The organism is Streptomyces sp. NPDC002754 (assembly GCF_053592315.1).
In genome coordinates this window covers 58,027-84,022 of the sequence record NZ_JBSFVM010000013.1, presented here as the reverse complement: position 1 = coordinate 84,022, position 25,996 = coordinate 58,027, and the positions used below count along the sequence as shown (strand labels likewise).

Genomic DNA, 25,996 nt, shown 5'->3' with positions numbered 1-25,996 from the left:
GCCCCATCTGAAGCTGTGACTCAGCTGAGCGTCACCTGTCGATTGGTGAGTCCCCCGCGTGCCCGTCGCTCGTCCGGGGTCAGCGGTGCGTCCGTGGCCAGTGCGTCGGCCAGTCGCTCGGCGAACTCGGCGGCCGGCTTCTCGACGTCCTGTGCCTGCATCGAGCTGGGCAGGTCCCAGACCGGAACGGTCAGGCCGTGCGCCCTGAAGGAGCCCACCAGACGGGTGCCGTCGCCGAGCGACGACGTGCCCGCCGCGTGCAGCCGCGCCAGCGCGTCGAGCAGCTTCTCCTCCGCGTGCGGCATGACCCACCGGAGGTGGTTCTTCTCCGGCGTCTCGCACCAGTAGGCGCTGTCCACGCCGGAGAGCTTCACCGTGGGGATCGCCGCGGCGTTGGCCCGCTCCAGGGAGGCGGCGACCTCACCCGTCGCGTTCTCCGAGTCCGGCACCCAGAATTCGAAACCCGTGTGGACGATGGGCTCGAAACCGCCCTCCGGGGCGAGTACGTCCTGGAGGCGCGGCCCGTCGGCCGGTGCGCGGCGGGTCTGCACCGGGTTGCCCGGCTCCGCGGCCAGCGCGCGCAGCAGCGTGTCGGCCAGGTCGCGGCTGATGTCCCCGGAAGGCGTGTCGTTCTGCAGGCCGAGCAGGACCGAGCCGTCGTCGCGGCGCAGGGCCGGCCAGGCCATGGGCAGCACGGTGGCGAGGGTCACCGAGGGGACGCCCTCGGGGAGGCCGTCCTTCAGGGTCAGCCCGGCCGTCGCGGCGGGCACCAGCTCGCGCAGCGCGACCCAGTCCTCCTCGCCGGGCAGGCCCTCGAAGGGGCGCTGCACCAGCTCGGTCGCGGCGTGCGCGGCCACCCGGCCGTGGCACGCCTTGTAGCGGCGACCGCTGCCGCAGGGGCAGGGTTCGCGGGCGCCGACGACCGGGAAGTCCCCCTCGGCGCCTCCGGCGCGGGCACCATCGGTGACGTGCTGCTTGCCCTTGGTCTGCGGGCGCTTCTTGGCCATCTTGGGTGTCTCCCGGATACGGCTCTCGTACGTACGGCGCGAGCCTAGCCGCTCGTACCGACAAGAGGGGGATGCGCCCAACTGGCCGCGCCCGAGCGGCTTTCAGCCCAGGTCGTCGAAGGCGTCCGGGAAGCCCAGGTCGGCCAGGTCCGCCACGGGCGGCGCGGCCACCCGCGAGGCGAAGTCGTCCCGGCGCTCGACCATGGCCTCCGCGTGGACGTCCTTGTGGACGGTCACCCAGACGGTGACCTCGCCGCGCATGCCGTCGCGTACGCCCCAGTCGTCGGCGAGCGCCGTGATGATGTTGAGCCCGCGGCCGCCGTGTGCCGTGATCGAGGGAGTGGCCGGAATCGGGCGGGTGGGCCCGCCGCCGTCCGTCACCTCGACCGCGAGACAGCCACGGTCGTCGACCCGCCATGCGGCGCGTACGTCACCGTCGCCGGCCAGATCGTCGCCGAGCGGCCGGCCGTGCCGGCACGCATTGCTGAGAAGTTCGGAAAGGATGAGAACCGCATCGTCGATGACCGTTTCCGGTACGCCACTGATGCGCAGCTGATCACGCATACGACGCCTTGCCGCGCCCACGCCCGCAGGGCCATGGGGTACGGCCATGCTCGACGACGCGGGCACCTCCTGTGCCACCACCAACGCCACCCCCGAGACCTCCTTTGCCCCACGCCACGGTGTGAATGCCCCAATGGACTGGACCGGAAACCGGCCATCCCGCTTCCGGTGACGCACTCGTGACGATCGAATACGGTCCGAACGCGCCGGTGCACACCCTGTGACGGCGTTGGGGAAAGGTGGCCGGATTCAGCCCCTGCCGAGTCGGCGCAGCACCGAAGCCGGGCGGTTGGTGATGATCGCGTCGACGTCCAGGCTCGCGCAGAGGTCGACGTCCTCGGGCTCGTCCACCGTCCACACATGGATCTGGTGACCCGCGCGCGCGAGTTTTTCGACGTACGCGGGGTGATTGCGCACGATCCGGATGCTGGGGGCCGCGATGTGCACGCCCTTGGGGAGGCGCCCTTCGCGGTGGCGGGGCGAGACGAACTGCATCAGGTAGACCGTCGGCAGCGTCGGAGAGGCCTCCTGGACACGCGACAGGGAGCGCGCGGAAAAGCTCATCACGCGCACGCGCGAGGGCTCGCCCGCGGCCGGAGCGTCCAGGCCGAACCGCTTGAGCAGGAGCAGCAGCCGCTCCTCCACCTGCCCCGCCCACCGTGTGGGGTGCTTGGTCTCGATCGCCAGCTCCACCCGGCGCCCCGCGTCGGTGACCAACTCCAGAAGACGTTCCAGTGTCAGCACGGAGGTGGCGGAGGTGTCGGACGCGCTGCCCGTCCAGTCGGGGACCTCGTCGTGGCCCTTCCAGGAGCCGAAGTCCAGGGCGGTGAGCTCCGAGAGCTCCAGTGTGGAGACGGCCCCACGGCCGTTCGACGTACGGTTGACGCGACGGTCGTGCACGCATACGAGATGTCCGTCGGCCGTCAGCCGCACATCGCATTCGAGGGCGTCCGCGCCGTCCTCGATGGCCTTCTTGTAGGCGGCCAATGTGTGCTCGGGGGCGTCCTGAGAGGCACCGCGGTGGGCGACGACCTGAATGCGTTGCTGTGGTGCGAGGGTCACCGCGTCATGGTGCCATCGCGCGGCAGGCGACCCGGAAAAGTTCGGCCCAGCGGATGCGTCCGTTTTGCCGGACGTAAAGGATGGCGGGGGACGCACAGGATCGCCTTACGGTGGCCTGACGTCCCGTGGGAAAGGCTGACGACGTACAACAGGACACGTGGCCCATGACAGGGCCATGCCGGGACGGCGACGGCACAAGTGGAAGTCGCCTGCCTTGAGCAGCCAGCCAGGATGGACCGGCGACGACAGCCGTGGATCGAGGAGAGAAAGCTGTGAGCACCGAGAACGAGGGCACTGAGGTTCCCCCGGCCCCGTCCGCACCTCCCGTGCCGGTGGACGCTCCCGCTGCTCCCGCGCCCGCTCCCCAGGGGGCCGGGGCCGACCCTGCGAGCCAGGATCCGAGGCCCGCTGGTCACGGCGGGCCCGGAGCGCCCGCCGCGTCCGCGGCGCCCTTCGGGGGAGCCGCGCCGGGCGCGGCAGGACCGGCCCATGGCGGCGACTGGCCGCCCCCGCCGCCCGCCACGCCCTCCTACGGGTCGGGTGGCGGCGGAGGAGGCTGGGGCGCCTCCTACCAGCCGCCGCCCCCCAAGCCGGGCGGCCGGCGCGGTGGCCTGGTCGCCGGGATCATCGCGGCGGCACTGGTCGCGGGCGCGGTCGGCGGCGGCGTGGGCTACTGGGCGGCCGAGCGGGGTGACGGCTCGGACACCGGCTCGACCACCGTCTCTGCCTCCAACCCGGCCGACCTCAAGCGCGACAAGGGCACTGTCGCGGGCATCGCCGCCAAGGCGCTGCCCAGCACGGTCACCATCGAGGCCGAGGGCAACAACGGCGAGGGCGGCACCGGCACGGGCTTCGTGTACGACAAGCAGGGCCACATCCTCACCAACAACCACGTGGTGGCGGAGGCCGCGGACGGCGGCAAGCTGTCGGCGACGTTCTCGAACGGCAAGAAGTACGACGCCGAAGTGGTCGGCAAGGCGCAGGGCTACGACGTCGCGGTCATCAAGCTCAAGAACGCGCCGGACAACCTGAAGCCGCTCACCCTCGGCAACTCCGACAAGGTCGCTGTCGGCGATTCGACCATCGCGATCGGCGCGCCCTTCGGCCTGTCGAACACGGTGACCACGGGCATCGTCTCCGCCAAGGACCGCCCGGTGGCCTCCAGCGACGGCTCCGGCACCAGCAAGGCCTCGTACATGAGCGCCCTGCAGACCGACGCGTCGATCAACCCGGGCAACTCCGGCGGCCCCCTGCTCGATGGCAACGGCAACGTGATCGGCATCAACTCCGCCATCCAGTCCGCCTCCAGCGGCGGCATGGGCGGCGGTTCGGGCCAGTCCGGCTCGATCGGTCTCGGCTTCGCCATCCCGATCAACCAGGCCAACATGGTCGCCCAGCAGCTCATCAAGACCGGGCAGCCGGTCTACCCGGTGATCGGGGCCTCCGTCTCCCTGGAGGAGGGCACCGGCGGCGCGAAGATCACCCAGCAGGGCGCGGGTGGCTCCGCGGCCGTCACGTCGAACGGCCCGGCGGACAAGGCGGGTCTCAAGCCCGGCGACGTCATCACGAAGCTCGACGACCAGCCCATCGACTCGGGACCGACCCTGATCGGCCAGATCTGGCAGCACAAGCCGGGCGACTCCGTGAAGCTCACCTACACGCGCGATGGCAAAGAGCACACGGCCGACGTGACCCTGGGCGAGCGCAAGGGCGACAGCTGACCGGGCCCGCGAACCGACCCGCTACGCTTGTCCCGCGCCTCGACGGTTTTCAAGACCGTCGAAGCGCGGGGTGGGTTGCCCGAGCGGCCTAAGGGAACGGTCTTGAAAACCGTCGAGGCGAGAGCCTCCGTGGGTTCAAATCCCACACCCACCGCGCAGTTGAGCGAGCCCCCGACCCGGGATCAGGGTCGGGGGCTCGCTCGCGTTCGGTAGGGCTCTCGTCCTTGGTTGGCCGACCCTTTCGGCAGGCCCTAGGGATCCGCCGTGAGGCGTTCTGCCGAGGCGATCGTGGAGCGGGCCTCGCGTTCCGTCAGGCCGGTGCGCACCGCCGCGTCGGTCAGGGCGTCGGAGAGGGTGTCGCCGACGCCGTTCTCGTACGCGCGGCAGGCCGCCCAGAAGAGGCGGGTGTTGCGCTGGCCCTCGTGGGCGCTGAGAACGAACTGGACGAGGCCCAGACCGTGTTGACCGGGACGCCCCGTCATGGGGTGGTGCGCGCGCGGCGGGGGCGTGAGCAGGCGCAGAAGCGCCGGTGGGCAGGGTGCGGGCGGCAGGTGGCCGGTGCCCGGGACCGTGCCGTAGACGCCGTGCTCGGTGCGGGAGCCGGGCCCCACGAGGTAGCCGCCGGCGCCCCGGATGTCGATGCCGGGGGCGAGGCGGCTCGCGGAATTGGGCACCACGGTGTCCGGCGGCCCGGAGAGCCACAGGTGCCGGCCGCCGCTCGGTGTGGCCACGACCACCGTGTCGGGGATCGTGAACAGATGCCGTAAGGCCAGCTCACGCAGGGAAGCGGAGGCATCTGTACCGGACTTGGTGTCCAGGTCGACGCCGATGAGGTGGTGCGGGGCCAGGCCGCAGGCGATGCCGTAGCCGGTCGCCCTGGGGGCGGCCGCGAAGAGCGCGCGGATGCGGCGGGGATCGGTCGAGGCGTCGTACACGCCGTGCCCCGGAAGGCCGCATTCGCCGTGGCAGCGCGGGGCCGAGGGCGGGTCGCTGCGGTGCGGCGAGGGCAGCGCCGGGAGCTTGGTCCTGGCCAGGGGGATGACGGCGAGCCCGCGTTCGGCGGCGGACAGGGCGTGCGCGAGGGCCAGGGTCGCGAGAGACGGGTGTGGTGGGCAGTGGGGCGGGTGCCGGTCCGTGGTGGCCATGCCCTCATTTTCGTACACACGTTCGAAGAAGGGAAGTGGGGGCGGTCATCCGAGGGAAGCATTTACCAAAAATGTGCTGAAACGCTTCGCCGGTAGGGCCGCCTGGGCCGGACTGGTCCCGAGGTGGCACGCTCCGGCCTGAGCTGGGGTTTTCCGGGTGTGAAGGGGGTTTATCGACATGTCCTCACGCTTGCGAGCGAATAGCGGCTTCCGGGGTGGTTCGCCGGGGTTCCGGTGGGCAATTCTGATCTCGCGACGTCGTGAACATCGCCGAGGCGGTCGGCCAACTGCCTTGGTACATCCCGTACTTAACGGGTGGCCGGACCCTGTCCGAGCGCCCGGAGCGTACTTCCTGTCCTGGAGGAAAAGATCATGGCTTCCATCCGTACCGCCCGCGTCATCGCCGCCGTCGCAGCTCTGCCCCTTGCGGCAGCACTCTTCTCCGGAGTGGCGATGGCAGACAACGGCTCCTTCGCGGACAGCGGATCGAACGCGGGGGTGGCGACGGTCAGCGGCAGCGGTGTCGGCGACGACAACTTCGGCAACTCGTCCACCACGCAGCAGCAGGCCGTCGGCAACGGCGCCTCGAACCAGAACAACGAGGCTCAGGTGAACGGATCCGGGTTCACGGCGATCGACCAGTCGAACGTCAACGTGAACTTCACCGAGCTCTGGTGATCCGCCGGCTCCTGCGCGGCGGGGGTCATTCGTGGGGTGCGTGACAGTCTGCGCGGCGGTGCTTCGGCGCCGCCGCGCAGGCGTGTGTGCCGAAGTGGCGGCGTGTTGATCTCTTGACACCCATCGGTATCTGACGGACAGTCAGAAACCCTTGTCGGTACGAGGCCAGTCCTGGAGGGCAGCCGCCGTGCACCTCGCCCCCACCGAGCGCCAGCGCGAGCTGCGCGCCCAACTGCGAAAGAGATTCCGTACGTTGATGCCGGACGGCCCACCGGCGGCCGACGACCCTGTTGGCCAGCGCCGACTGCTGCGCCGCATCGGTGACGAGGGCCTCCTGGGCCTCGGCTGGCCCGTGGAGTACGGCGGGCAGGGGCGCGGCGCGGACGAGCAGTTCGTGTTCTTCGACGAGGCGTACCGGGCCGGCGCGCCGGTCTCCATGGTCACGCTCAACACGGTGGGCCCGACGCTCATGAAGTACGGGACCGAGGAGCAGAAGGCCTACTTCCTGCCCCGGATCCTCAAGGGCGACCTGGTCTTCGCGATCGGCTACAGCGAACCGTCGGCGGGCACGGACCTCGCGTCCCTGCGCACGCGCGCGGTGCGCGACGAAGCGAGTGGCGACTGGGCGATCGACGGGCAGAAGGTGTTCACGTCGAACGCGCAGAACGCCGACTGGATCTGGCTCGCCTGCCGGACCGATCCCGAGGCGCCCAAGCACAAGGGGATCTCGATCATCCTCGTGCCGACCGACGCACCCGGCTTCTCGTGGACCCCGATCGACACCGTCGGCGGACTGACCACGACGGCCACGTATTACGACGGGATCCGGGTCCCCGGTTCGAATCTCGTCGGCGAGGAGAACGCGGGCTGGGGACTGATCACGAACCAGCTCAATCACGAGCGGGTCGCCCTCGCCGCGATCGGGATGCAGGCCGAGGACTTCTACGAGCGGGTGGCCGAGGCCGCCCGGATCCCCGATCCGGTGACCGGCGAGCGCCGTGTTGACGCGCCCTGGATCCGATCTCAACTGGCCGAAGCGCATGCCCGGCTGGCGGCAACGCGCCTGCTCAACTGGCGTTTGGTGGGGGATGTCGGGGCGGGTCGACTGGCCCCCGGAGACGCCAGCGGCGTGAAGTTCGCGGGAACGGAATCGGCGGTCGAGACGTATCGAATATGTCAGCAGATCGCGGGCGACGCCGGGTGGGTGCGGACCGGTTCGCCCGGAGCGTTCGGTGATACGGGGGGCGGTGAAGCGGGCGTGGGTGACGGTGGGTTGGAGCGGATGAACCGCGCGGCGCAGATCAACACCTTCGGTGGCGGGGTGAGTGAGGTGCAGCGCGAGATCGTGGCGACGATGCGGCTCGGTATGCGGAGGGGGAAGCGGTGAGCGCGGGAGTTGCGGGGCAGGAGTTCATGGAGCACGAGCCCTTGGCGTACGAGAAGCTGAAGACCTTCGAGGGGCGGGCGGCGGCGACCGAGGCCGAGGGCCTGGACCCGGTGAACGCGCCGATGATCCGGCACTGGTGCGAGGCCATGGGCGACACGAACCCCGCCTACAAGGGGCCGGAAGCGATCGCGCCGCCGACCATGCTGCAGGCCTGGACGATGGCGGGTCTGACCAGCTACGAGGGGCGCTCGCCGGCCCACGACGAGCTGTTCGCGTTGCTCGACGGCGCGGGGTACACGTCGGTCGTCGCTACCGACTGCGAGCAGGAGTATCTGCGGCCGCTGCGGCCCGGAGACGCGATCACGTACGACTCGGTGATCGAGTCGGTCTCGCCGCTGAAGACGACGAAGCTGGGCACGGGGCACTTCATTACGACGCGGATGAACGTCCGGGTGGGCAAGGAGCTCGCCGGGACGCACCGGTTCCGCATCCTGAAGTACACGCCCGCCAAGCGGAGTTCGGGCGACGGGGCCGCGAAGAAGGACAGGCCCCGGCGGCCGAGGCCCGTCGTCAACCGGGACAACGCGGGCTTCTGGGAGGGCGTCGCCGGCCACCGGCTGCTCATTCAGCGGTGCCGCGCGTGCGGGACGCTGCGGTTCCCCTGGCTGCCGGGGTGCAACACGTGCGGCGGGCAGGAGTGGGACACCGTCGAGGCGAGCGGCGAGGGCACCGTCTACAGCTACGTGGTCATGCACCACCCACCCTTCCCCGCCTTCGACCCGCCCTACGCGGTCGGGCTCATCGAGCTGGCGGAGGGCGTGCGCATGGTGAGCAATGTCGTGGGGGTGCCGAGCGAGAAGGTGCGGATCGGGATGCCCGTACGGCTCGAATTCCTCGCTGCGGACGACGAGTTGGAGCTGCCCGTCTTCCGGGTCGTCGACGCCGGCCAGGGCGGGGAGGTCTGACATGGACTTCACCCCTACTCCGGAGCAGGAGGCGGCGCGGGACCTCGCCGCGCGGATCTTCGGGGATCTGTCCACACCGGAGCGGCTCGCGGGCCTCGGCGGCAGTACGGACGGCGAGCTCTGGAAGGAGCTGGGAGCGGCGGGCCTCGTGGGCGCGGTGGAGGAGACCGGGCTGCTCGGGCTCGTCCTGATGCTGGAGGAGCAGGGCAGGACGACGGCGCAGGTGCCGTTCGCCGGGAGCTGTGTGTACGGCCTGCTGGCGGTGGCGGCGCACGGTACGGACGATCAGCGGGAGCGGCTGCTGCCGGGTCTGCGGGACGGTTCGGCCGTGGCTGCGGGGGCGTTTCCCGCGCGCGGTGGGATCGTGGTGGACGCCCTGCCGGAGGGGCGGGCGCGGCTGAGCGGGGTCGTGCCGTGGGTGCCGTGGCTGCGGGACGCGACGCACGTACTGGTGGCGGTGCGGGGCGAAAGAGAAAAAGATGTCCACAGCCTGTGGACGGTCCGGGCGGAGGAGGCCGGGCGCGAGCCGGTCGAGCTGACCGCGCCCTGGTCCGCAGGGCGGCTCGTGCTCGACGGCGCGCAGGCCGAGCGGATCGGCGGACCAGGGGCCTACGGGGACGTGCTCGCGGCCGCGCGGACCGCCTTCGCCGGGCTGCAGGCCGGGGTCTGTGCGGGATCGCTGGCCCGAGCCGTGGACTACACGAACGAGCGGGAGCAGTTCGGCAGGCCGCTCGCCGCCAAGCAGGGCGTCCAACTCCGCGCAGCGGAGGCGTACATGGACACCGAGGCGATTCGGGTCACCGCGTACGAGGCGGCCTGGCGGCGCGACGCCGGGCTCGACCACGAGAGCCACGCGCTGACCGCGGCCTGGTGGGCTTCGGAGGCCGGCAAGCGGGTCGTGCACACGGGCCAGCATCTGCACGGCGGCATGGGCGCCGACCTGGACCACCCGGTGCACCGGCACTTCCTGTGGGGCCGGCAGCTGGACGGATATCTGGGGTGCGGCGCCGAACTCCTGGAGGAGCTGGGCGAAGTGATCGCGTCGGGAGCGGGCGCGGCCGACGGAGGGGAGGCCGCATGAAGGCCGGAGAAGAGCTCGGGATGAAAGCCGGGGACGAGCTGGAGCCCTTGACGATCCCGATCACCCGGACGCTGATCGTCTCCGGGGCGATCGCGTCCCGTGACTACCAGGACGTGCACCACGACGCGGAGTTGGCGCACCAGAAGGGTTCCCCCGACATCTTCATGAACATCCTCACGACGAACGGCCTGGTGGGGCGCTACATCACCGACCGCTTCGGCCCCGACGCCGTCCTACGTAAGGTCGCGATACGGCTCGGGGCGCCCAACTACCCGGGCGACACGATGGTGTTGAGCGGCACGATCACCGAGGTGGCGGGTGACACGGCGCAGGTGAAGATCGTCGGCAGGAACGGGATCGGCAGTCACGTCACCGGCACCGTCACGGTCGTCGTACCCGAGGGGAGCGCGACATGAGTGTGCACGGCAAGGATCGGCTCGGCGGGAAGGCCGCGATCGTCGGCATCGGTGCCACGGAGTTCTCCAAGGACTCCGGCCGCAGCGAACTGAAGCTCGCGGTGGAGGCGGTGCACGCGGCGCTCGACGACGCTGGCCTGTCCCCGTCCGATGTCGACGGCCTGGTCACCTTCACCATGGACACCAGCCCGGAGATCACCGTGGCGCAGGCCGCGGGCATGGGAGAGCTCTCCTTCTTCTCGCGGGTGCACTACGGAGGCGGCGCGGCCTGCGGCACCGTGCAGCAGGCGGCCCTCGCGGTGGCGAGCGGCGTGGCCGACGTGGTGGTCTGCTACCGGGCGTTCAACGAGCGCTCGGGTAGGCGCTTCGGCTCGGGCGTGCAGCACAGGGAGCCTTCGGCGGAGGGCGCGGCGCTCGGCTGGAACCTGCCGTTCGGGCTGCTCACCCCCGCGTCCTGGGTGGCGATGGCGGCGCAGCGCTATCTGCACACGTACGGGCTGACGCCCGAGGCGTTCGGCCATGTCGCGGTCACGGACCGCAAGTACGCGGCGACGAACCCGGCGGCGTACTTCTACGAGAAGCCGATCACGCTCGCCGACCACGCGGCGTCGCGCTGGATCGTCGACCCGCTGCGGCTGCTCGACTGCTGTCAGGAGACGGACGGCGGGCAGGCGATCGTCGTCACCAGCGCGGAGCGGGCCCGCGATCTGCCGAACCCGCCCGCGGTGATCCGGGCGGCGGCGCAGGGCGCGGGCCGCGCGCAGGAGCAGATGACGAGCTTCTACCGGGACGAGCTGACGGGCCTGCCCGAGATGAGCGTCGTGGCGCGGCAGTTGTGGCGTACCGCCGGGATCGGCCCCGACGACATCGACGTGGGGATCCTCTACGACCACTTCACTCCGTTCGTGCTCATGCAGCTGGAGGAGTTCGGTTTCTGCCCGCCGGGCGAGGCGGCCGGCTTCGTGGCGGAGGAGCGGCTGCCGCTCAACACTCATGGGGGGCAGCTGGGCGAGGCGTATCTGCACGGGATGAACGGGATAGCGGAAGGCGTGCGGCAGGTGCGCGGCACGGCCGTGAACCAGATACCCGGCGCGGCCACCGCTCTGGTCACGGCCGGCACCGGGGTCCCCACCTCGGGTCTGATCCTGGGGTCGGACGGCTGAAGCGGGTGAGCGGACCCGTACGCTGGGGAGGCGCCGGGGTCGTCCGCGTGCCCTCCGCGTGCCCTCCGCGTACAGGGGAGTCAGGGCCGTCCCCCAGGGGACATCGCCTCCGACTCCACCTTCAGGAGGTGGGGCCAGCACCCCTCGTACAACCTGAGGCGGACGCCGTTTCGGGACCTCCGGCCGATCCCCGGAAGTAGGGGGCGCTCATAGCGTGGAGCCATGACCGCAACCCTGGTGCCTGTCCGCTCCAGCGCTTCCGAGACCGCTCCGCGCACCCACGCGGGGCCGCGCCCGGCAACCACCGCGTACTCGGCGTATCCGTCGTTCGCGTCGTACGTCAGGGCGCGCCAGCCGGTGCTGCTTCGCACCGCCCGGTCGTTGACGTCGAACCCGTGCGACGCCGAGGACCTGCTGCAGACCGCGCTCGCGAAGACGTACGTCGCGTGGGACCGGATCGAGGACCATCGGGCGCTCGACGGCTATGTGCGCAGGGCCCTGCTGAACACCCGGACCTCGCAGTGGCGCAAGCGCAAGGTGGACGAGTTCGTCTGCGACGAGCTGCCGGAGCACCGGGAGGCGCCGACCGGGGACCCCGCCGAGCAGCAGGCGCTGCACGACGCGATGTGGCGCGCCATCACGAAACTGCCCGCGCGGCAGCGGGCGATGGTCGTCCTGCGCTACTACGAGGACCTGAGCGAGGCCCAGACGGCCCAGGTGCTCGGTGTCTCCATCGGCACCGTGAAGAGCGCGGTGTCGCGCGCGCTCGGCAAGCTCCGCGAGGACCCGGAACTGCGGCACACGGCGTGACCAGCGGCGCATCCTGGGTGATTCGCTGATCGATCATCCCGGGAACTAGTGACATACCGCCTGGTATGCAGTGAGAATCAGCGGACCCTTACTGCTCCGTAGCGCCCACCGGGAGGACGCCGTGCTGAGCACGATGCAGGACGTACCGCTGACCGTGACCCGCATTCTCCAACACGGCGCGCGGGTGCACGGATCGTCCCAGATCACCACGTGGACCGGCGAGGCCGAGCCGCACCGCCGCAGCTTCCGCGAGGCCGCCGAACGCGCGCACCGACTCGCGAACGCGCTGCGCGACGGACTCGGCGTGCGCGAGGACGACCGGGTCGCGACGCTGATGTGGAACAGAGTGCCCAAAACATCCGGTGGGTCATCACCCCCTGACCAGGGGGAACAGCGAACGGCCCCGGTACCTGTCTGATCAGGTACCGGGGCCGTTCTGTGTGACCTACCGCGCCGCACGGGGGATGACGGCGGCGGCGGGCCCTTCCCTCCCCTGCCGGTGTCGTGGCGGAGGAGAGGCGGCGAGGGCGCACGCGTCGGCGCGGGCGTGCGCCCCAGTGGTCTACAACAGGCGGGCGATTCCGGGCGGCATGAACAGGTCCCGGGTCCGGTGCTCCGCCCACACCCCGCCCGGATCGTCGGCGTCGTGGCGAGCGTACGACGGGCATAGCTCGCAGTCATCGAGGTGCGGCGGGGGAACCTCTTCGGGGTGCGTCTCGGCTATGTGGCGGGCGACCTGTAGTTGTTCCCAGAGGCACCCCTCGGGGGCGGCCCACATTTCGGCGAGCCGCCGCAACCGCATGGTGCACTCAGCACACGCCCACATGAAGGACGGGGGAAGGGGCCGTTCGCCGACCTCGCCGGGGTCCTCGACCATCACCGGACGCGGCGGGTCGTGGCGCCCATGTAGGCGCGATTTGTGGCGGAGACGCGGTCGAGGTACGCCCCGATGGCATCGGGGCCCGCGCCGGGCGGTAGAGGGTCGAGGCCGATCGTCACGCAGACGGGACCGCCGGCGAGGACGTGCCGACGCCAGTCGGCGCCGGGCGCGGGGAGCCGCATAACGAATGTGGGGTGTCCGTAGTCGAGGGCGGCGAAGCGCTCGCGGATCAGCAGCCGCGCGCCGACGATCGGTACGCGGTCGGCGGCCGGCTGTAAGCGCATCGCGTCGACCATGCCCATCAGGCCGGCCTCGATCGACTCGGCCGATTCCCTCGGGCGCCACGGGGGCGCGTGGCCGATCAGGACGTAGCCGACCGGGGCCGAGAGGCCGCCTACGTCGAGCCACGTCGACACGGTGCACCCGGCGGCGAAACCGGGGCCGGGCACGGCCCGGAAGGACAGGGCGGGTTCTGTTGTCATCGCTTCACCTCTGCCCATACGGCTTTGCCGAATGGCCGGTCGTCGGTTCCCCATCGGGCCGCGAGGCTGTCGACGATGTGCAGGCCGCGCCCGCGGGCGCGCTCCCCAGACTCGTTGCGCATGTGAGGGCGGGTGCGTCGTGGGTCGTGCACCTCGACGCGCACGCGCTCGGGCGTCGTCAGGACGGCGACGAGAACGGAGTCTTCGGGTTCGGTGCCGTACCTGTAGGCGTTCGTGACCAGCTCCGAGACGATCAGTAAGACGTCGTCGAGGCGGTCGTCGTCGAGCGGTGCATCGTCGTGCGTCAGGAGGTCGCGCACGTACGCGCGAGCCTGTGCGGGTGCCTCCATGCTCTTGGGGAACATGGCCTGTGCTGGGGGCCCGGAGGGCGGCGCACAGCAGGGCGCCGGGGCCTGCCGTCGTTCGTTCATGCCAACCCCTTTGGAGCTGCGGTCACGAGCGGATGAGTTTCGTCGTACAGGCAACACCCGTGACGAAAGGGCGGGTACCGTCGAGGGGGGTGTCGAAGGGTGTCGCTTTCGTCGCCCACGGTCGCGGAGGGTGCGGGGATGAATTCACCGAATGAGCAACTGGGCTACTGGCTGGGGCGTTCCGGAATCAGCCGCAAGGAACTCGCCCGACGCGTGCAATCGAAGGCGCAGCAGTGGGGGCAACCGAATGTTGCGCCCAACGCGACGCGTGTGCGGCGGTGGTTGGAAGGCGAAACGCCCCGTGCGCCGGTCCCTGACATTCTCGCGGGAGTGTTCTCGGATCACTTCGGGTGGCGCATCACGACGTACGACCTCGGCCTCGGCGAGGGCAATTCGACCGAGGCAGCGCTCACGTATGACCCCTCTTTCGCGGCTACGGTGGAAGTCGTAGCCGACCTGGGGAGAGCTGACGTGGATCGTCGTAAGTTCCTTGCAGCCGCGCCGTTTGCGGCCGTTGCCGGTGTCGGTCCCTCGCGGGACTGGCTGTTGGCCACCCTCGACCAAGAGCCGGAACCGGGCCCGCGGGTGCGCCTCGAAGATGTGCTCTCGGTGAAGAACATGTTCGCGTCGTTCCAACGGATGGACGTGCTCCAGGGCGGCGGGTCCGGGCGCCTGGTCCTCGCGGAGTACATGAATTTCCACGTCTACCCGCTGTTGCGGCGGTCGCATGACGACACGGTGCGGCGTGCGTTGTGCGAGGCCGCGGCCGAGCAGACCTATCTACTCGGCTGGATGGCGTACGACAACGGCGAGCACAGCACCGCGCAGCGGTACTTGATTCAGTCGCTACGCCTCGCCGAGGAATCACAGAACGCCCCGTTGGGTGCGCACGTCCTCGCGGGCATGGCCGATCAGGCGACGCTACTCGGCGACCCGGCCGAGGGTCGGCGCCTGGCACAGGCCGGCCGTCACGGACTGGCGAGGGCGGACTCGCCGGCCTGCCTCGCGGACCTGTGGTGTCTGGAGGCTCGGGCGCTCGCCCTGCTCGACGACAAGGTCGCGGCGGCCCGTGCGGTGGTGCAGTCGGAACGGGCGTACGCGCGGGCCGACCTCGCCACCGAACCGGACTGGGCAGAGTTCATCGACCCGGCGTACCTGCACGGCGAGCACGCGAACACCATGCGGGACATGGGCGACGCCAAGGCGGCCGAGGAACACGCGAACCGGTCGATCGAACACGCCAAGATGCAGAACCGGGCCCGCCGTGGCGCCATGTCGCACGCTGCCCTTGCCGTGTCCCACCTGCAACGGCGGGACCTCGACGCGGCGTACTCGGCCGGTATGCGGACACTGAAACTGTCGGGACAGGTGAAGTCCTCGCGCGCGGTCGAGGCCGTACAGGATCTACAGCGGCGCATGGAGCCCTTCGGCAGCGACCGCCTGGTCGCCGACTTCAACGAGCACGCGCGCGAGTTGGTCGCCGCGGCGTAGGCCCGGAACGACAGAACGCCCCCCGCGACGGCCGTACGTGGCCGTGCGGGGGGCGTTTCTCATGATCGGTTGGCGAGCTGCCAGAGAGACAGCAGCAGGCCGCACAGGGCGACCAGGGCGGCCACCGACGGGAGCGGCCAGCGGGCCCGTTCGAGGGCGTCGAGGCGGGTGTCGTTGCGCTTCTGGCGTTCGGTCTCTCCTCGTTCGAGGACGTCGAGGCGGGCGTCGTGGTCGTCGATCTGGCGGGCGTGGGCCTTGAGTGCTTCGTCCGTCTGGTCGTGGCGCTGAACGAGCAGTGCGAGGGCGCCGTCGGTGCGGGTAAACCCGACCTCGATCGTCCGCCGGATGCGCTCCAATTCCAGTGCGACCGCGGCCGGATCGGACGGCGAGGGCTGGGTCGTCACGGCGCGGTGGGCTCCTTGTCGTCGTCGACCAGGCCGAGGCCGAACCGGTCGAGCAGGGCCTCGACGGTCGGGTGTGCCATGGCGCGGGCGACGACGCCGGCGACCGCGGCGGCCGTGGCTGCGGCGCCGACCAGCCACGGGGCCGCGGCGGCGAGTTCGCCAGAGTCGGCGACGACCGCGGCGAGGGCGGGCACGACTGCGACGACCGCGGCGAACGTCTGGATCGCGGTACGGACGGCGCGGGTGTTCTTCGGGTTCATGGGGACCTCTCGGGGTGTTGGGCGGGGGCCCGCCCGGCGCGGTGCCGGGCGGGCGTGGGGGGTGGTCAGGCGACCAGGCGGCGCCACGTCTCCGGGCCGGGGTAGCCGTCGGCGTCGCTGCCGGTCCACCCCTGGGCGCGCTGGAAGGCGCGTACGGCGTTGCGGTCGGCGTCGGACCAGGACGGCCCGGGGCCGACCTTGTAGAAGCGGCCGTATCCCTTGGCGACCAGGGCCTCGCCGAGGCGCGTCACGTACGTGTTGCGCTTGCCGGGGCCGAACTTGTCGCGGCCGGGGAACGCCGGCGGCTTGGGCTTCGGCTTGGCCGTGGTCTTGCCGGGGAGGGTGCCGAGCAGGGAGCGCAGCGAGGATTCCCCCGGCACTCCGTCGGCGTCGGCGCCGCTGAAACCGAGACTGCGCTGATAGGCCGCGTACGCCTCGGTGTCGGCGTCGGTCCACTTGGGCCCGGGGCCGACCTCGTAGGCGTCGCCGTGTCCCTTGGCGACCAGGGCCTCGCCGACGCGGGTCACGTGGCTGCCCTCGGCGCCGTAGCCGTAGGACAGTCCGTTGATGGTCACCTGATAGCGGGCGACGCCCGGCGCGGTGCCACCCGTGGGCGGCTTGTAGCCCTTGGCGGGCATGCCGGCCTGTACCCACGCGTAGAGCTTGGTACCGGGGCACTGGGTGGCGATGCCGTCGCGGTGGCCTCGCTTGGCGAGGGTGCGGCCGGCACGCTGGCACGCCTCGTCGTACAGGGCGCGGCACGCGGCGAGGGCGGCCTCGCTCGGCTCCTGGTCGCCACCGACGGCGATCTGTACGCCGAGGCCCGACACGTTGTGGCCGGGGCAGTGCGCACCCTGGCGCGTCCACCCTCGGCCCTCGTAGACGTTGCCGGCCTGGTCGACGACGAAGTGATACCCGACGCCGGCCCACCCCTGGGCGAGGTGCTGCGCCTCGATGGCGCGCGGGATGGCGTAGCCGGTCGCGGTGATGTGGTGCGCGCCGTCGTAGTGGACGAAGAACTCAGTACGCCGGGCCATGCTGACGTACGCGGGGCCGTCGCTGCGCGGGTCGTTGTCCCACGGCTTGGCGCCCCACGCGGAACGGCTGACGATCTTCACGGACATGGGGTGTCTCCAGACATGAAAAAACGCCCGGCGCGGTGCGCGGGGCGTGCGGGTCGAGCAGGGGTCAGACGTTGGCGAGCGCCATGATCGGGATGTCATGGTCGGCGAGGACGCCGGCGGCGGTCTGGCTCACGGTGGCCGGTAGTGCTGCGTTGGTCTGCCCTTCCGTGTACCAGGCACGCGCGAACGCGCTGCCGGGCATCCAGAAGTTCGCCGTTGCGATGGGCGACTCGTTCTGCACGTGGAAGAACGCGAAATCGGCCGTACCGCCGGTCACGAGCGACCAGGCGACCCAATACCGGCCGGGGGCGAGCGAGGTCGAGGCGATCGTGAGCGGCACGGCCCCGACGTGGTTGGTCTCCATAGCGGGCAGGCTTCCGGCCTCTTGGCCGGCCATGGTGAGGGCGACGCCGGCCGACTCGACGACCTTCGCGCCCGTGTCCCGGTAGATCGCCCCGCGGTACCGGTTCGTCGTCACTCCGCCGTACCCGCGGGCGAACATCACGATCCTGTTGACCGTGGTGGTCTCCGTGATGTTGAAGCCGACGAAGAACAGGCGTTGCGGTTTCAGGTACTTGGGGACGGGGTTCGCCACGGTGTACGGGTCGCACGACCAGGCGGCGAATCCCAGCGCTTGCGGGGTCCACATGTTCCGGCCGGCGGCGGCCGGGAGCTGGGCGATCGGGACGCGGGTCGACGCGTCGAGGCTGGCGACACCGTTCGCCGCGGCGCGGGCGGTGGTGGCGAGGGCGCCGACGGCGGCGGCCGTGTGCGTGTGCGCGGCCGTCGCTGCTCCGACGTCGGCCGGGACCAGGGCGACGTCTCCGTTCGCGTCTGGGCTCTTGCCCGCGACGGTCTGCACGGTCCCTCCGCCACTGAGCGCGGGGAGCTGAGCGGCGGGGACCTTGCCGGTCCCGTCGAGCTGGGCGACGCCGTTCGCCGCGCCCGGCGCGGTGGCCGGTACGGCGCCCACGTCGTCCGCGTCGAGGACGACCGCGGCGGCGCTGATGCCGTTGACGCTCTGGACGACGCCGGGCGCTCCGGCTGTACCGGCCGCGCCCTGGTCGCCCTTGTCTCCCTTGGGGCCCTTGAGGTTGCCGACGGCCGTCCCCCACCCGCCGGCCGTGCGCTGCCACACGTCGCCCGTGTCGACCCTGAGCAGCATGTCGCCCGGCTTTGTGAGGGTGCTCGCCGTGGTGCCGGTGTTCACGTACCAGGCGGCGCCGCGCACGTTCGGCGCCTGCTGCGCCCACGCCCCGGCGGCCTTCTGCCACACGGTCACGGTCTCGCTCGTGACGCCGAGGAACGTCGTCGACTCGCGCTGTACGTACAGGTCGTTGTCGAGGCCGAGGGCGGCCGTCGGCGCGGCGGTGCCGGTGTGGATGCGGCTCCCGACGGGCCCCGTGTCGCCCTTGACGCCCTGGGGGCCGATCAGGGACGCGAGCCACTGCTCGACGGTGCCGACGAATCCGGCCTCGACGGCGACCTCGTACGCGCTGTCGCCGCGTACGGCGACGTAGTTCGGCGTGGTGGGGTCGGTCGGGGCGATGTCGGCGAGGTCGACGGCCGGGGTCTCGGCGGGCAAGAGCACCTGATAGGTGCGGTTCATGGGCACGCCGGCGAGCTGTTCGGCGACGGAGTACGACCAGCCGGTCGGGATCATGTCGGGCGCGTCGGTGGCCGGTAGCACGACGTCGAAACCGCCGGTCGAGTCGAGCGGCGCGGCGACGGGCCCGCCGAGGATCACGTCGGAATCGGGGAAGGTGACCATGCCGGGGGCGCGGAAGATGACTTGCCCGGCGAGGGGCTTGCCCTCGGGGGTGAGGAATCGCCCGGTGACTCGGACGGTCGGGATTCCTTCGGGCAGCACTACGCCTCCTGATCGGGCTTGTTGGGGTCGCCGGGCACGGCGCGCGCCTCGGCGGTCGCTGCGGCGGCGAGGCTGGCGGGCGGGTCGGGGACCTCGCCGGCGTTGAAGGTGTTGCGGGTGTAGCTGGCGAACACGCGCGTCTCGATCGCGCCCGCGGTGCTGTTGCGGTGCTCGATCTGAATCGTGACTTCCTCGCCGAAGTCGGCGCCGTCGAGCGGCTGCACGATCGTCCGGTCGACCCACGTCGAGCCGCTGGGGATCGTCCACGTGCCGAGGGTCCGCGAGTCACTGCCGCGTACGTAGTTCACGCGGACCTGTCCGCCGTTCGAGCTGATCGTCGAGAACTTGAGGACCAGGACGGCGTTTTGTGCCGGGCCTCGGCCGACCCACGCGAAACCCCACCCGGTCCCGCCCTCGTAGCCCTGTATGGCGGTGGGGTTCATCGGGAAGGGCATCCATGGGCGGCCGAGCATCCAGTCGCACCATGCGTCGTCCATCATGATCACTTCGCCGGACCGTGACCATGTGCGGATCATCTGGCCAGCGCCGCTGCCGTTGTACTCGTCGCCGACGGTGAGGGCGGCCGTACCCGACACCGACCTCGCCATGCCGACGGCCCAATCGCCCTCGGGGTCCTGGCCGGTCATGAAGACGCGGTTACCGTTCGCGGCCTCGGCGATCAGCCGGCCACCCTCGCCGATCCGTACGTCGCCGTTCAGGATCTCGTTAAGGGCAGGGCGCATCTGCGCCCGACCGCGGAGGGTGCGCACCTCGCGTTCGAGGGCGGCGACGCGGTCGAGCAGGTCTTGCGGGACGTACGCCATTACTCGGCTACCTCCAAGTAGAGCCGGGCCGTTTCGGGGCGGCCTCGTTCGGGCGGGTTGATGGAGAGGCCGACGACGCGGTATCGGGCGTCGAGGACGTCGGGGTGCCACAGGTCCCGGATGCGGACGCGGACGGTCGCGCCGAGCAGGGCGGGCGACACGTTGTCGCCGAGCAACACCTCGACCTCGGGGATCTGGACGGGCCGGCGGGCGGCGGTCCAGTCGGCGCGCGCGTGCGCGTCGAGGGTGCTCTGTTGCTCGACCGTGGTGTGATCGGACGATCCGTCGAGGCGCGGCCACCCGGCGGTTATGTCGTCGTCGGCGACCAGGCGCTCGGACATGAGCGGCACACTGTCGGCGGCCTGGTTGGTGTTGATGCTGGCGCCGCGGGACTGCCACCCGTTGGCGAGGGTCGACGCGTCGTGCGGCCACGTGTACGTGAGGATGCGGCCGGGGTGGTCGAGCACGATCTCGGCCGTTCCCGCCCGGATGATCGGGTGTCCCAACATCAGGCGCTTGACGCGCCGGCCGTTGCTGTCGCGGTAGCTGGCGACGCGCCACTCGAAACCGCGCTCGACGGCGGCGAGCTGGTCGATCAGGTCGCCGATCGTGGGGAGGTCGTAGCGGGAGAACTCTCGGTCGCGGGTGACCCCGGACGGCTCGCCGTCGTAGGTGATCCCGACGTCGCCCCCGGGCGTCGACTGCGCGTAGTCGACCAGGCCGCGCACGATGTCGAACTGGTCGACGTCGTCGGCGACCTGTGTGTCGAGCAACAGGCGCCGGTACAGGTAGCTTTCCCACCCCCCGCACTGAATCTGTGCGGTGAGAAATCCGCGGGCGCTGGACGCGAGTTGCAGCGTCCACAGGATGCCGCCCCACCAAATCTCGGTCCCGCGCTCGACCCATACGCCCGTCCGGCCGGGCTGCAACGCCCTGCGGGCGCGCTCGGCGATCTGCCGGTTCGGGATGGGCACGTTGCCCGTGAGCCGGCCGGTTTTGCCTATGAAGTCGTCGAGGCTGACGCCCTGCACGGGCAGGGTGTCGAGCACCTGGTCGGACCGTAGGTCGGTGAACACGAACCGGTAAGGGGACTGCACGCGGCGCCCCCTACTGCACGAACGTCGCGGCGATCCGCACGTTCGTACTCTTCTCGATGCCGTCGGTGTTCTGGCCACCCGCCCATGAACGGAGGGTCATCTTTCCGTCGCTTCCGATGGCGACGGCGCCGAGGCCGTAGCCGTTGCTGGCGAGGGCTTCGAGCAGGACGATCGGGCGCCATCCGGCGGGGAGGGTGGCGACCAGGGTGTCGCCGATGTTCGGGTTGGCGGGGAGGTTCGCGCCGGTCCGCACGAAGTAGCCGAGGAACTGCACGACGCCCGAACGGCGGCGGGCGTCGAAGCTGCTCAGGGACCAGCCGGACGCGACGGACAGGCCGCCGCTGATGGTCTCGACGGGGCGCTCGGGCGGCCGGTAGGTCTCCCACTGCCCGTCGGTGGCGTTCCAGCGTTCGAGGACGCCCCCGGTGTCGCGGTACTGCCCGTCGTACGCGCCGTCGAAGCTGAGTCCCCACCCGCGCGGGATGATCCCGCCCACGGCGGCCGTGTACCGGCGGCGGTCGGCGAGGGCGCTGTTCCAGTCGATACCGCCCACGCCCGCGGACGCGCCCGCGGGTACGGTGACGTCCCACAAGCGCAGCGAGCAGGGCGGGAGGTTCGGCGCGGTGGGCGTGGCGTTGGCCTCGCCCTCGACGACCTCGATCCGGGCGAGGGTGCTCTCGTTCTCGTCGAACAGGCCGTCGTATACGCGCAAGATCACGGCGTCGATCCGGGTGAACTGTGCGTTCCCGTCGGTGAACGTGACGACCTCGGGGGCGTCGACGGCGACGGGGTACGCCCCCTGTGCCGTGGTGCCCTGCACGGCGGCGCGGCCGACGCCGATCTGTAGGGACATGGCGCCGGCGCCGGTCGCGGCGAACGGGGCGCCGCCGGGAATCACTCCGTCGCGGGTCCGTATCTCGCCCTCGGGCGACCATGTGCCGACGGGGGCGAGGCGGGTGTCTTCTCTCGTCTGCCCCAAGGGCAGTAGCCATGCGGGGCGCACGGTCACGGCGGGAACTCCTTACCAGTAGGCGGCGCGGTAGCGCACGGCGACGGACGCGGCCGGGTCGCTGCTGCCGGGCGCGGCGCGGAACATCAGGGGGGAGGTGCCGGGGGCGATCGTGAACGTCTGCTCGGGCACCGACCGGGACGTCGCGGCGTAGAGCCGCGAGGCGGTGCCGTTGAGCGTCACGGTTCCGGCGTGGGTGTCGACGACCAGGACGTCGCCGGCGGCGAGCGGTAGGTCGTATTCGATGGCGTCGCCCGTCGCGGTGTTGATCAGGCTCGGCGCGGTGACCGGGCCCCGGAACTCGACGACGGGGTGCGTCTCGGCGCTGCCCGGGTTGACGACGGACAGGCGGCCGGTGCTGCCCGGCTCGCCGAAGTTGAGCGGCCACGCGAGGACGTCGGCGCCCGTGCTGATCCGGAGCGAGGACGCGCCCACGGGCACGGGGGCGGGGAGCGCTGCGGGGAACAGGACGACCGGTTGCACGGTGACGGCGCCGGCCGGCGCGGTCCCGGTGAGCGACGCGGCGCCCGGGGTGCTCGCCTCGTCGGCGAGGTGCTGGCCGGCCGCGCCCCACCACCGAAGAGTGATGATCGCGCCCTGTGCGTCGGCGACGTCCGATGCGAACGTGACGGTCTGCCCGGCGGTGGCGGGCCACCCGTAGTCGTTTCCGTCGGCGGCCCAGACCAGTTCGACGGCCTCGGCGAGCGGCTGCACGGACACGGGGCCGACGTTGTCGCCCGTGATGACCGGGTCGCCGGCGCTCCACCAACGCCAGACCTCGCCGACGCCCGCGGCCTGGTCGGCGGGCAACACCTCGGCCTCGGCCGACTCCCACGACAGGCCCGACTCGGACACGGGGAGCGTCGCCGTGGCGACCTGCTCGGCGAGGGCGTATCGGCGCGGGTCGGTGGCGACGAACTCGATCGCCCCGCCCACGATCGTGCCGAGGCGGTAGCCGGTCGTCGTGGGTACGGCGCGGCGCACGGCACGAGCGAAGGACACAAGGGGCCCGCGCTCGTCGAGCCACGCAACGAGAGGGATCTCGTCGACGCGCGGCGCGGTCGCGGATTCGAGCCGGCCGACGACCTCGCCGATCTGCGCGCGGGGGGCGCGCACGACCAGGCCGTCGACGCCGATCGTCCGCGACTGCGCGAGCAACTGGCCGGGGTAGGCGCCGTGCGCGTCCGCGCGCTGCACGCTGCCGGAATCCAGCGGCGGTAGGTCGCCCCACCCGGTGAGCGTGCGCCACCGGTACGGGGTGTCGGGGCCGAGCAGTAGGTCGCCGTACTGGACGTGTCCCGGCCGGGTGACCAGGGCGCCGGCGGCGCCCATCGTGGCGACGGTCATCGCTACCCCCTTGCCTTGGCGAGCCATGCGAGGGACCTCGCGTTGTCGTCGGGGGTGCCGTTCTCGGCGGCGTGCCAATGCTCGATCTGGACGGTCGCGCCCCCGCCGGACGGGGCGAACGGCGAGCCGTAGGCGCCGACGGTGGCGCCCGCGGTGGCGAGCTGGGGAACGTCGGGCGTGGTGACCAGCGACCGCATGGCGCGGTCGACGGCGCCCTGTCCGCCCCGGATGCCTCGAACGACGCCGGCGGGAATCCAGCGGCCGACGTCGCGCGCCATGACGCGCGAGGGACTGGCGATACCGAGAGCCTTCGCAATCGGGCCCGGAATCAAGTCCTTGGCCCAAGAGGTCAAGGTCGACTTGAGCCAACTACCCATGCCCTTGATGCCGTTCCACAGGCCGCGCACGACGTCGCGCCCCTTGTCGACCAGCAGCGAGCCGAGAGATCCGATCGCCGAGGAGATCCGGCCGGGCAGTCCGCGGACCCACGCAATCGCTTCGCCGGCCTTGTTGATCACGGACGTTTTGAAGGACGACAGGGCGGAGCGCGCCCGCTCGGCGAGCTGTCCGGCGAGCGGCGACAGGGCGTTGTACGCCTTGCCGGGGAGTCCCTTGATCCAGTCGACGGCGGCGCCGATGCCCTTACCGACCCACTCGGCGAGCTTCCCGGCGGCCTCGCCGACCAGCTTCGCCGCGTTCTGTACGGCGGTCTTGGCGAGCTGCCACGCCTTGTCGAAGTCGCCTTGCAGCAGCGCGACGACGGCTTGCAGGATCGGCAGGACGACGGACGTGATCACCTGCGCGAGGCCGCCGGCCAGGATCTCGGCGAGCTTGCCGACCAGGCCGATCAACGGCGTAATGATCGGCATGAGCGCGTCGAGCGCGGCCATCAGTAGTTCGCCGATGACCGGGACCAGCGGTTCGACCGCGGTCATGACCTGCGCGAGCGCGCCGCCGAGGGTGACGAGTAGCGGCTGTAGCGCGGTCAGCAGCTCCGCGAAAACGGGCAGGATCGCCCCGATCAACTGCCCCAGTATGGGCAGTATGGGCGAAACGCCCTCCAGGACCAGGCCGAACGTTTCTGCAACGGCGGCCAGGACCGGGCCCAGCTCGCCGACGATCGGCATCAGCGCTTCGCCGAGCGCGCCGATCAGCGTTTGAAGCGGCGGGCCGAGGGCGGCGAGCGCGGGGCCCAGCGCGTCGGCCAGACCCTTGACGACCGGTACCAGGGCCTTGGCGAGCGCGGCGAGGACGGGCCCGCCGGCCTCGGCGAGCGTGCCGATCAGGCCGCCCAGCGCGGGCAGGATCTCGCCTACCGCGCCGAGCAGGCCGCCCAGTCCCTCGGCGGCGCCACCGGCCCCCGTGGCGATGCCCTCGAACAGGCCGCCGACGCCCTCGCCGACCGCGCCGAGGCCGGTCGACAGGGCGTCGATCACAGGGCCCGCGGCCTCGACCGCGGCCACCAGGCCGGGCATGGCGCCCTTGGCCAGGCCGCCGATTCCCTCGACTAGCGGCTCGACCAGCGGGGCGACGCCCTCGAACAGGGCGCCGATCTGCGGGGCGAGGTCGTCAAAGATCCCCTTGAGCTGCCCGGCCGCGCCGACGAACGGCTCGACCAGCGGCTCGGCAAGGGACTGCATCTGTCCCTTGACGTGCTCGCCGAGGTCGCTAAAAGCGCCCTTGACCTGCTCGTTTTCGGCGAGCACCTTCGCGCCGAGGCCGATTACGGCGAGCGGGACGGCGGCGAGCGCGCCCGCGGCGCCGAGGGCGCCCGCGGACAGTAGCTTGGTGCTCGTCGCCGCGGCGCCGAGCAGGGGGCCGACGCCAGCGAGGCCGCGCCCCGCTTCCTCGGCGCCCCCGCCGATGCCGTCGCCGAGGGCGCCCCCCATCTCGGAGCCAGCCGCGACGAACCGGCCGCGGAGATCCCGCAACCGGCCGTCGGCGTCCCGCTGGAGACCCGCCATTGCGGCCTCGGTCCGGGCGACTCCCTCGTCGGCCCCGGACGCGTCGAGGTCGATATAGCCCACCAGTTCGCCGATGGTGAGGGCCATTGGTTCACCCCCACATCGGCGCCGGTCAGGCGCCCGCTATTGAGTTGTCGTGCTGCTCACCCGCTGGTGAGTCGTGCGATCTCGTCCGGGTCGGTCACGACGCGAGGCGTCGCGCGCCACATCCGGGCGAATCTTGAGTCGGAGGACAGGCCGCCGAGGCAGACCAGGAACTCGCGCACGGTGAGCCGTGCGACGTCGGCGGCGGTGAGCTTGTACTCGCGGCGTAGGTCGGCCTCGACCGCGCCCCAGTGGCGGACTACCGCCGTCCAGAGTTGGGCCGCTTCTTCTTCGGGCGGTTCTTCGGCCTCGCCGTCGCCGGCCTCTGTGCTTTTCCCGCCTTGGCGGCCTCGCGGCGGTCGTACTCCGCGGCGGCCTGCTCCATGGACATGGCGCCCGGCTTGGCGACGTTGGCGGTAGACCACATCAGGACGATGCCGAGCTGTCGGTCGTCCATGCCGTTCTCTGCCCAGTGGTTCAGGGCATCCGGGCCGAACAGGGCGGCGAGCAGGCGCGAAACGTCCTCCGCGTTCGCCGAGTGCATCACGCGGTGAAGCTGGAGCACGTAGAGCGCGGGGAGGGACGGCGGGAGGGTGTACGTACGGCCGAACAGACGGAGCGGCAGGCCGCGGCGCGTGCTGGTCTGCTCGGCGAAAAACTGGTCAAAGTCGGTGACGTCGTCGAGCGCCTGGTCGTCGTCGTCGAGGGCCTGGTCGTGCTGCTCGATCAT

The 25,996-nt window shown here is 71.3% G+C and carries 26 protein-coding genes, 1 tRNA gene and 1 pseudogene; 11 read left to right on the top strand and 17 right to left on the bottom strand.

Features of this window, described 5'->3' with window-relative positions; all coding sequences use genetic code 11:
- Positions 1 to 20: 20 nt before the first annotated feature.
- The 3 genes from ACWD2L_RS24795 to ACWD2L_RS24785 all read right to left on the bottom strand — a co-directional run bounded on the left by ACWD2L_RS24795 (position 21) and on the right by ACWD2L_RS24785 (position 2,633).
- The gene (locus ACWD2L_RS24795; RefSeq protein ID WP_351332067.1) at positions 21 to 1,007 is read right to left on the bottom strand and encodes a DUF5926 family protein; all 987 of its coding nucleotides are present in this window, start codon (positions 1,005 to 1,007) and stop codon (positions 21 to 23) included.
- A 102-nt stretch (positions 1,008 to 1,109) separates the two neighbouring features.
- Entirely contained in the window at positions 1,110 to 1,748 is a 639-nt protein-coding gene (locus ACWD2L_RS24790) for an ATP-binding protein (protein ID WP_351332065.1), read from the bottom strand.
- 72 nt (positions 1,749 to 1,820) lie between these two features.
- Entirely contained in the window at positions 1,821 to 2,633 is an 813-nt protein-coding gene (locus ACWD2L_RS24785) for a glycerophosphodiester phosphodiesterase (RefSeq protein ID WP_351332064.1), read from the bottom strand.
- Positions 2,634 to 2,905: 272 nt separating this feature from the next.
- Between ACWD2L_RS24785 and ACWD2L_RS24780 the strand changes: the two genes are divergently transcribed.
- Together ACWD2L_RS24780 and ACWD2L_RS24775 are read left to right on the top strand one after the other, a co-directional pair.
- Complete coding sequence (locus tag ACWD2L_RS24780) at positions 2,906 to 4,354, top strand: S1C family serine protease (RefSeq protein ID WP_351332061.1); 1,449 nt, start codon at positions 2,906 to 2,908, stop codon at positions 4,352 to 4,354.
- 69 nt (positions 4,355 to 4,423) lie between these two features.
- Positions 4,424 to 4,508 (top strand) — tRNA-Ser (locus ACWD2L_RS24775).
- Between the two features lie 97 nt (positions 4,509 to 4,605).
- Here the strand turns inward: ACWD2L_RS24775 and ACWD2L_RS24770 are convergent.
- Complete coding sequence (locus ACWD2L_RS24770; protein ID WP_351332059.1) at positions 4,606 to 5,499, bottom strand: bifunctional DNA primase/polymerase; 894 nt, start codon at positions 5,497 to 5,499, stop codon at positions 4,606 to 4,608.
- 372 nt (positions 5,500 to 5,871) lie between these two features.
- On the opposite strand from ACWD2L_RS24770, the gene ACWD2L_RS24765 reads away from it, so the two are divergent.
- From ACWD2L_RS24765 to ACWD2L_RS24730, 8 genes and pseudogenes are all read left to right on the top strand, one after another.
- On the top strand, positions 5,872 to 6,177 hold the full coding sequence (locus ACWD2L_RS24765; protein WP_351332056.1) for a hypothetical protein: 306 nt from the start codon (positions 5,872 to 5,874) through the stop codon (positions 6,175 to 6,177).
- 187 nt (positions 6,178 to 6,364) lie between these two features.
- Positions 6,365 to 7,564, top strand: coding sequence for an acyl-CoA dehydrogenase family protein (locus ACWD2L_RS24760; RefSeq protein WP_351332053.1), 1,200 nt, complete (start codon positions 6,365 to 6,367; stop codon positions 7,562 to 7,564).
- A gap of 26 nt (positions 7,565 to 7,590) precedes the next feature.
- Positions 7,591 to 8,529 (top strand): bifunctional MaoC family dehydratase N-terminal/OB-fold nucleic acid binding domain-containing protein, encoded by a 939-nt coding sequence (locus ACWD2L_RS24755; RefSeq protein WP_351332280.1) that lies wholly within the window; start codon positions 7,591 to 7,593, stop codon positions 8,527 to 8,529.
- Between the two features lies 1 nt (position 8,530).
- On the top strand, positions 8,531 to 9,610 hold the full coding sequence (locus ACWD2L_RS24750; protein WP_351332050.1) for an acyl-CoA dehydrogenase family protein: 1,080 nt from the start codon (positions 8,531 to 8,533) through the stop codon (positions 9,608 to 9,610).
- Between the two features lie 20 nt (positions 9,611 to 9,630).
- Positions 9,631 to 10,026 (top strand): MaoC family dehydratase, encoded by a 396-nt coding sequence (locus ACWD2L_RS24745; protein WP_351332277.1) that lies wholly within the window; start codon positions 9,631 to 9,633, stop codon positions 10,024 to 10,026.
- Entirely contained in the window at positions 10,023 to 11,189 is a 1,167-nt protein-coding gene (locus ACWD2L_RS24740; RefSeq protein WP_351332048.1) for a lipid-transfer protein, read from the top strand. Before ACWD2L_RS24745 ends, ACWD2L_RS24740 begins: the two co-directional genes overlap by 4 nt.
- A 222-nt stretch (positions 11,190 to 11,411) precedes the next feature.
- Entirely contained in the window at positions 11,412 to 11,999 is a 588-nt protein-coding gene (locus ACWD2L_RS24735) for a SigE family RNA polymerase sigma factor (RefSeq protein WP_351332045.1), read from the top strand.
- Positions 12,000 to 12,120: 121 nt separating this feature from the next.
- Positions 12,121 to 12,387 (top strand): annotated as a pseudogene (locus ACWD2L_RS24730) (AMP-binding protein); the annotation flags it as partial.
- A 174-nt stretch (positions 12,388 to 12,561) separates the two neighbouring features.
- On the opposite strand, the gene ACWD2L_RS24725 reads toward ACWD2L_RS24730, so the two are convergent.
- From ACWD2L_RS24725 to ACWD2L_RS24715, 3 genes are read right to left on the bottom strand one after another with little or no spacing between them, the layout of a single operon-like run.
- Positions 12,562 to 12,876: a hypothetical protein gene (locus ACWD2L_RS24725; RefSeq protein ID WP_451191431.1), complete on the bottom strand. Its 315-nt coding sequence runs from the start codon at positions 12,874 to 12,876 to the stop codon at positions 12,562 to 12,564.
- Entirely contained in the window at positions 12,876 to 13,361 is a 486-nt protein-coding gene (locus ACWD2L_RS24720) for a hypothetical protein (protein ID WP_451191428.1), read from the bottom strand. Before ACWD2L_RS24720 ends, ACWD2L_RS24725 begins: the two co-directional genes overlap by 1 nt.
- The gene (locus ACWD2L_RS24715) at positions 13,358 to 13,792 is read right to left on the bottom strand and encodes an ATP-binding protein (protein ID WP_451191426.1); all 435 of its coding nucleotides are present in this window, start codon (positions 13,790 to 13,792) and stop codon (positions 13,358 to 13,360) included. Before ACWD2L_RS24715 ends, ACWD2L_RS24720 begins: the two co-directional genes overlap by 4 nt.
- 138 nt (positions 13,793 to 13,930) lie before the next feature.
- On the opposite strand from ACWD2L_RS24715, the gene ACWD2L_RS24710 reads away from it, so the two are divergent.
- Positions 13,931 to 15,283 (top strand): transcriptional regulator, encoded by a 1,353-nt coding sequence (locus ACWD2L_RS24710; protein WP_451191424.1) that lies wholly within the window; start codon positions 13,931 to 13,933, stop codon positions 15,281 to 15,283.
- A 59-nt stretch (positions 15,284 to 15,342) separates the two neighbouring features.
- On the opposite strand, the gene ACWD2L_RS24705 is transcribed toward ACWD2L_RS24710, so the two are convergent.
- The 10 genes from ACWD2L_RS24705 to ACWD2L_RS24660 all read right to left on the bottom strand — a co-directional run bounded on the left by ACWD2L_RS24705 (position 15,343) and on the right by ACWD2L_RS24660 (position 25,996).
- Positions 15,343 to 15,687 carry a hypothetical protein gene (locus ACWD2L_RS24705; RefSeq protein ID WP_451191421.1) on the bottom strand — a complete coding sequence of 115 codons (345 nt, stop codon included), beginning with the start codon at positions 15,685 to 15,687 and terminating at the stop codon, positions 15,343 to 15,345.
- Positions 15,684 to 15,947, bottom strand: a complete 264-nt coding sequence (locus tag ACWD2L_RS24700) for a hypothetical protein (protein WP_451191419.1) — start codon at positions 15,945 to 15,947, stop codon at positions 15,684 to 15,686. Before ACWD2L_RS24700 ends, ACWD2L_RS24705 begins: the two co-directional genes overlap by 4 nt.
- Positions 15,948 to 16,012: 65 nt before the next feature.
- A complete protein-coding gene (locus ACWD2L_RS24695; RefSeq protein ID WP_451191417.1) occupies positions 16,013 to 17,071 on the bottom strand; it encodes a peptidoglycan-binding protein in 1,059 nt (352 codons plus the stop codon).
- A 64-nt stretch (positions 17,072 to 17,135) separates the two neighbouring features.
- Entirely contained in the window at positions 17,136 to 18,941 is a 1,806-nt protein-coding gene (locus tag ACWD2L_RS24690; RefSeq protein ID WP_451191414.1) for a hypothetical protein, read from the bottom strand.
- Positions 18,941 to 19,765, bottom strand: coding sequence for a hypothetical protein (locus ACWD2L_RS24685; protein ID WP_451191412.1), 825 nt, complete (start codon positions 19,763 to 19,765; stop codon positions 18,941 to 18,943). Before ACWD2L_RS24685 ends, ACWD2L_RS24690 begins: the two co-directional genes overlap by 1 nt.
- Positions 19,765 to 20,862 carry a hypothetical protein gene (locus ACWD2L_RS24680; RefSeq protein ID WP_451191410.1) on the bottom strand — a complete coding sequence of 366 codons (1,098 nt, stop codon included), beginning with the start codon at positions 20,860 to 20,862 and terminating at the stop codon, positions 19,765 to 19,767. The genes ACWD2L_RS24685 and ACWD2L_RS24680 overlap by 1 nt, the downstream gene beginning before the upstream one ends.
- A 10-nt stretch (positions 20,863 to 20,872) precedes the next feature.
- Positions 20,873 to 21,871, bottom strand: a complete 999-nt coding sequence (locus ACWD2L_RS24675; protein WP_451191408.1) for a hypothetical protein — start codon at positions 21,869 to 21,871, stop codon at positions 20,873 to 20,875.
- A gap of 12 nt (positions 21,872 to 21,883) precedes the next feature.
- Positions 21,884 to 23,218, bottom strand: a complete 1,335-nt coding sequence (locus ACWD2L_RS24670; protein WP_451191406.1) for a phage distal tail protein — start codon at positions 23,216 to 23,218, stop codon at positions 21,884 to 21,886.
- A 2-nt stretch (positions 23,219 to 23,220) separates the two neighbouring features.
- Positions 23,221 to 25,269 (bottom strand): phage tail protein, encoded by a 2,049-nt coding sequence (locus ACWD2L_RS24665; protein WP_451191403.1) that lies wholly within the window; start codon positions 25,267 to 25,269, stop codon positions 23,221 to 23,223.
- Between the two features lie 256 nt (positions 25,270 to 25,525).
- On the bottom strand, positions 25,526 to 25,996 hold the full coding sequence (locus tag ACWD2L_RS24660) for a hypothetical protein (protein WP_451191402.1): 471 nt from the start codon (positions 25,994 to 25,996) through the stop codon (positions 25,526 to 25,528).

Bases quoted from the DNA above. Each gene is read 5' to 3' on its own strand.
- ACWD2L_RS24795 (WP_351332067.1), bottom strand. From the start codon at position 1,007: ATGGCCAAGAAGCGCCCGCAGACCAAGGGCAAGCAGCACGTCACCGAT.
- ACWD2L_RS24770 (WP_351332059.1), bottom strand. From the start codon at position 5,499: ATGGCCACCACGGACCGGCACCCGCCCCACTGCCCACCACACCCGTCT.
- ACWD2L_RS24765 (WP_351332056.1), top strand. From the start codon at position 5,872: ATGGCTTCCATCCGTACCGCCCGCGTCATCGCCGCCGTCGCAGCTCTG.
- ACWD2L_RS24755 (WP_351332280.1), top strand. From the start codon at position 7,591: ATGGAGCACGAGCCCTTGGCGTACGAGAAGCTGAAGACCTTCGAGGGG.
- ACWD2L_RS24750 (WP_351332050.1), top strand. From the start codon at position 8,531: ATGGACTTCACCCCTACTCCGGAGCAGGAGGCGGCGCGGGACCTCGCC.
- ACWD2L_RS24745 (WP_351332277.1), top strand. From the start codon at position 9,631: ATGAAAGCCGGGGACGAGCTGGAGCCCTTGACGATCCCGATCACCCGG.
- ACWD2L_RS24740 (WP_351332048.1), top strand. From the start codon at position 10,023: ATGAGTGTGCACGGCAAGGATCGGCTCGGCGGGAAGGCCGCGATCGTC.
- ACWD2L_RS24735 (WP_351332045.1), top strand. From the start codon at position 11,412: ATGACCGCAACCCTGGTGCCTGTCCGCTCCAGCGCTTCCGAGACCGCT.
- ACWD2L_RS24725 (WP_451191431.1), bottom strand. From the start codon at position 12,876: ATGGTCGAGGACCCCGGCGAGGTCGGCGAACGGCCCCTTCCCCCGTCC.
- ACWD2L_RS24720 (WP_451191428.1), bottom strand. From the start codon at position 13,361: ATGACAACAGAACCCGCCCTGTCCTTCCGGGCCGTGCCCGGCCCCGGT.
- ACWD2L_RS24715 (WP_451191426.1), bottom strand. From the start codon at position 13,792: ATGAACGAACGACGGCAGGCCCCGGCGCCCTGCTGTGCGCCGCCCTCC.
- ACWD2L_RS24710 (WP_451191424.1), top strand. From the start codon at position 13,931: ATGAATTCACCGAATGAGCAACTGGGCTACTGGCTGGGGCGTTCCGGA.
- ACWD2L_RS24700 (WP_451191419.1), bottom strand. From the start codon at position 15,947: ATGAACCCGAAGAACACCCGCGCCGTCCGTACCGCGATCCAGACGTTC.
- ACWD2L_RS24695 (WP_451191417.1), bottom strand. From the start codon at position 17,071: ATGTCCGTGAAGATCGTCAGCCGTTCCGCGTGGGGCGCCAAGCCGTGG.
- ACWD2L_RS24685 (WP_451191412.1), bottom strand. From the start codon at position 19,765: ATGGCGTACGTCCCGCAAGACCTGCTCGACCGCGTCGCCGCCCTCGAA.
- ACWD2L_RS24670 (WP_451191406.1), bottom strand. From the start codon at position 23,218: ATGACCGTCGCCACGATGGGCGCCGCCGGCGCCCTGGTCACCCGGCCG.
- ACWD2L_RS24665 (WP_451191403.1), bottom strand. From the start codon at position 25,269: ATGGCCCTCACCATCGGCGAACTGGTGGGCTATATCGACCTCGACGCG.
- ACWD2L_RS24660 (WP_451191402.1), bottom strand. From the start codon at position 25,996: ATGATCGAGCAGCACGACCAGGCCCTCGACGACGACGACCAGGCGCTC.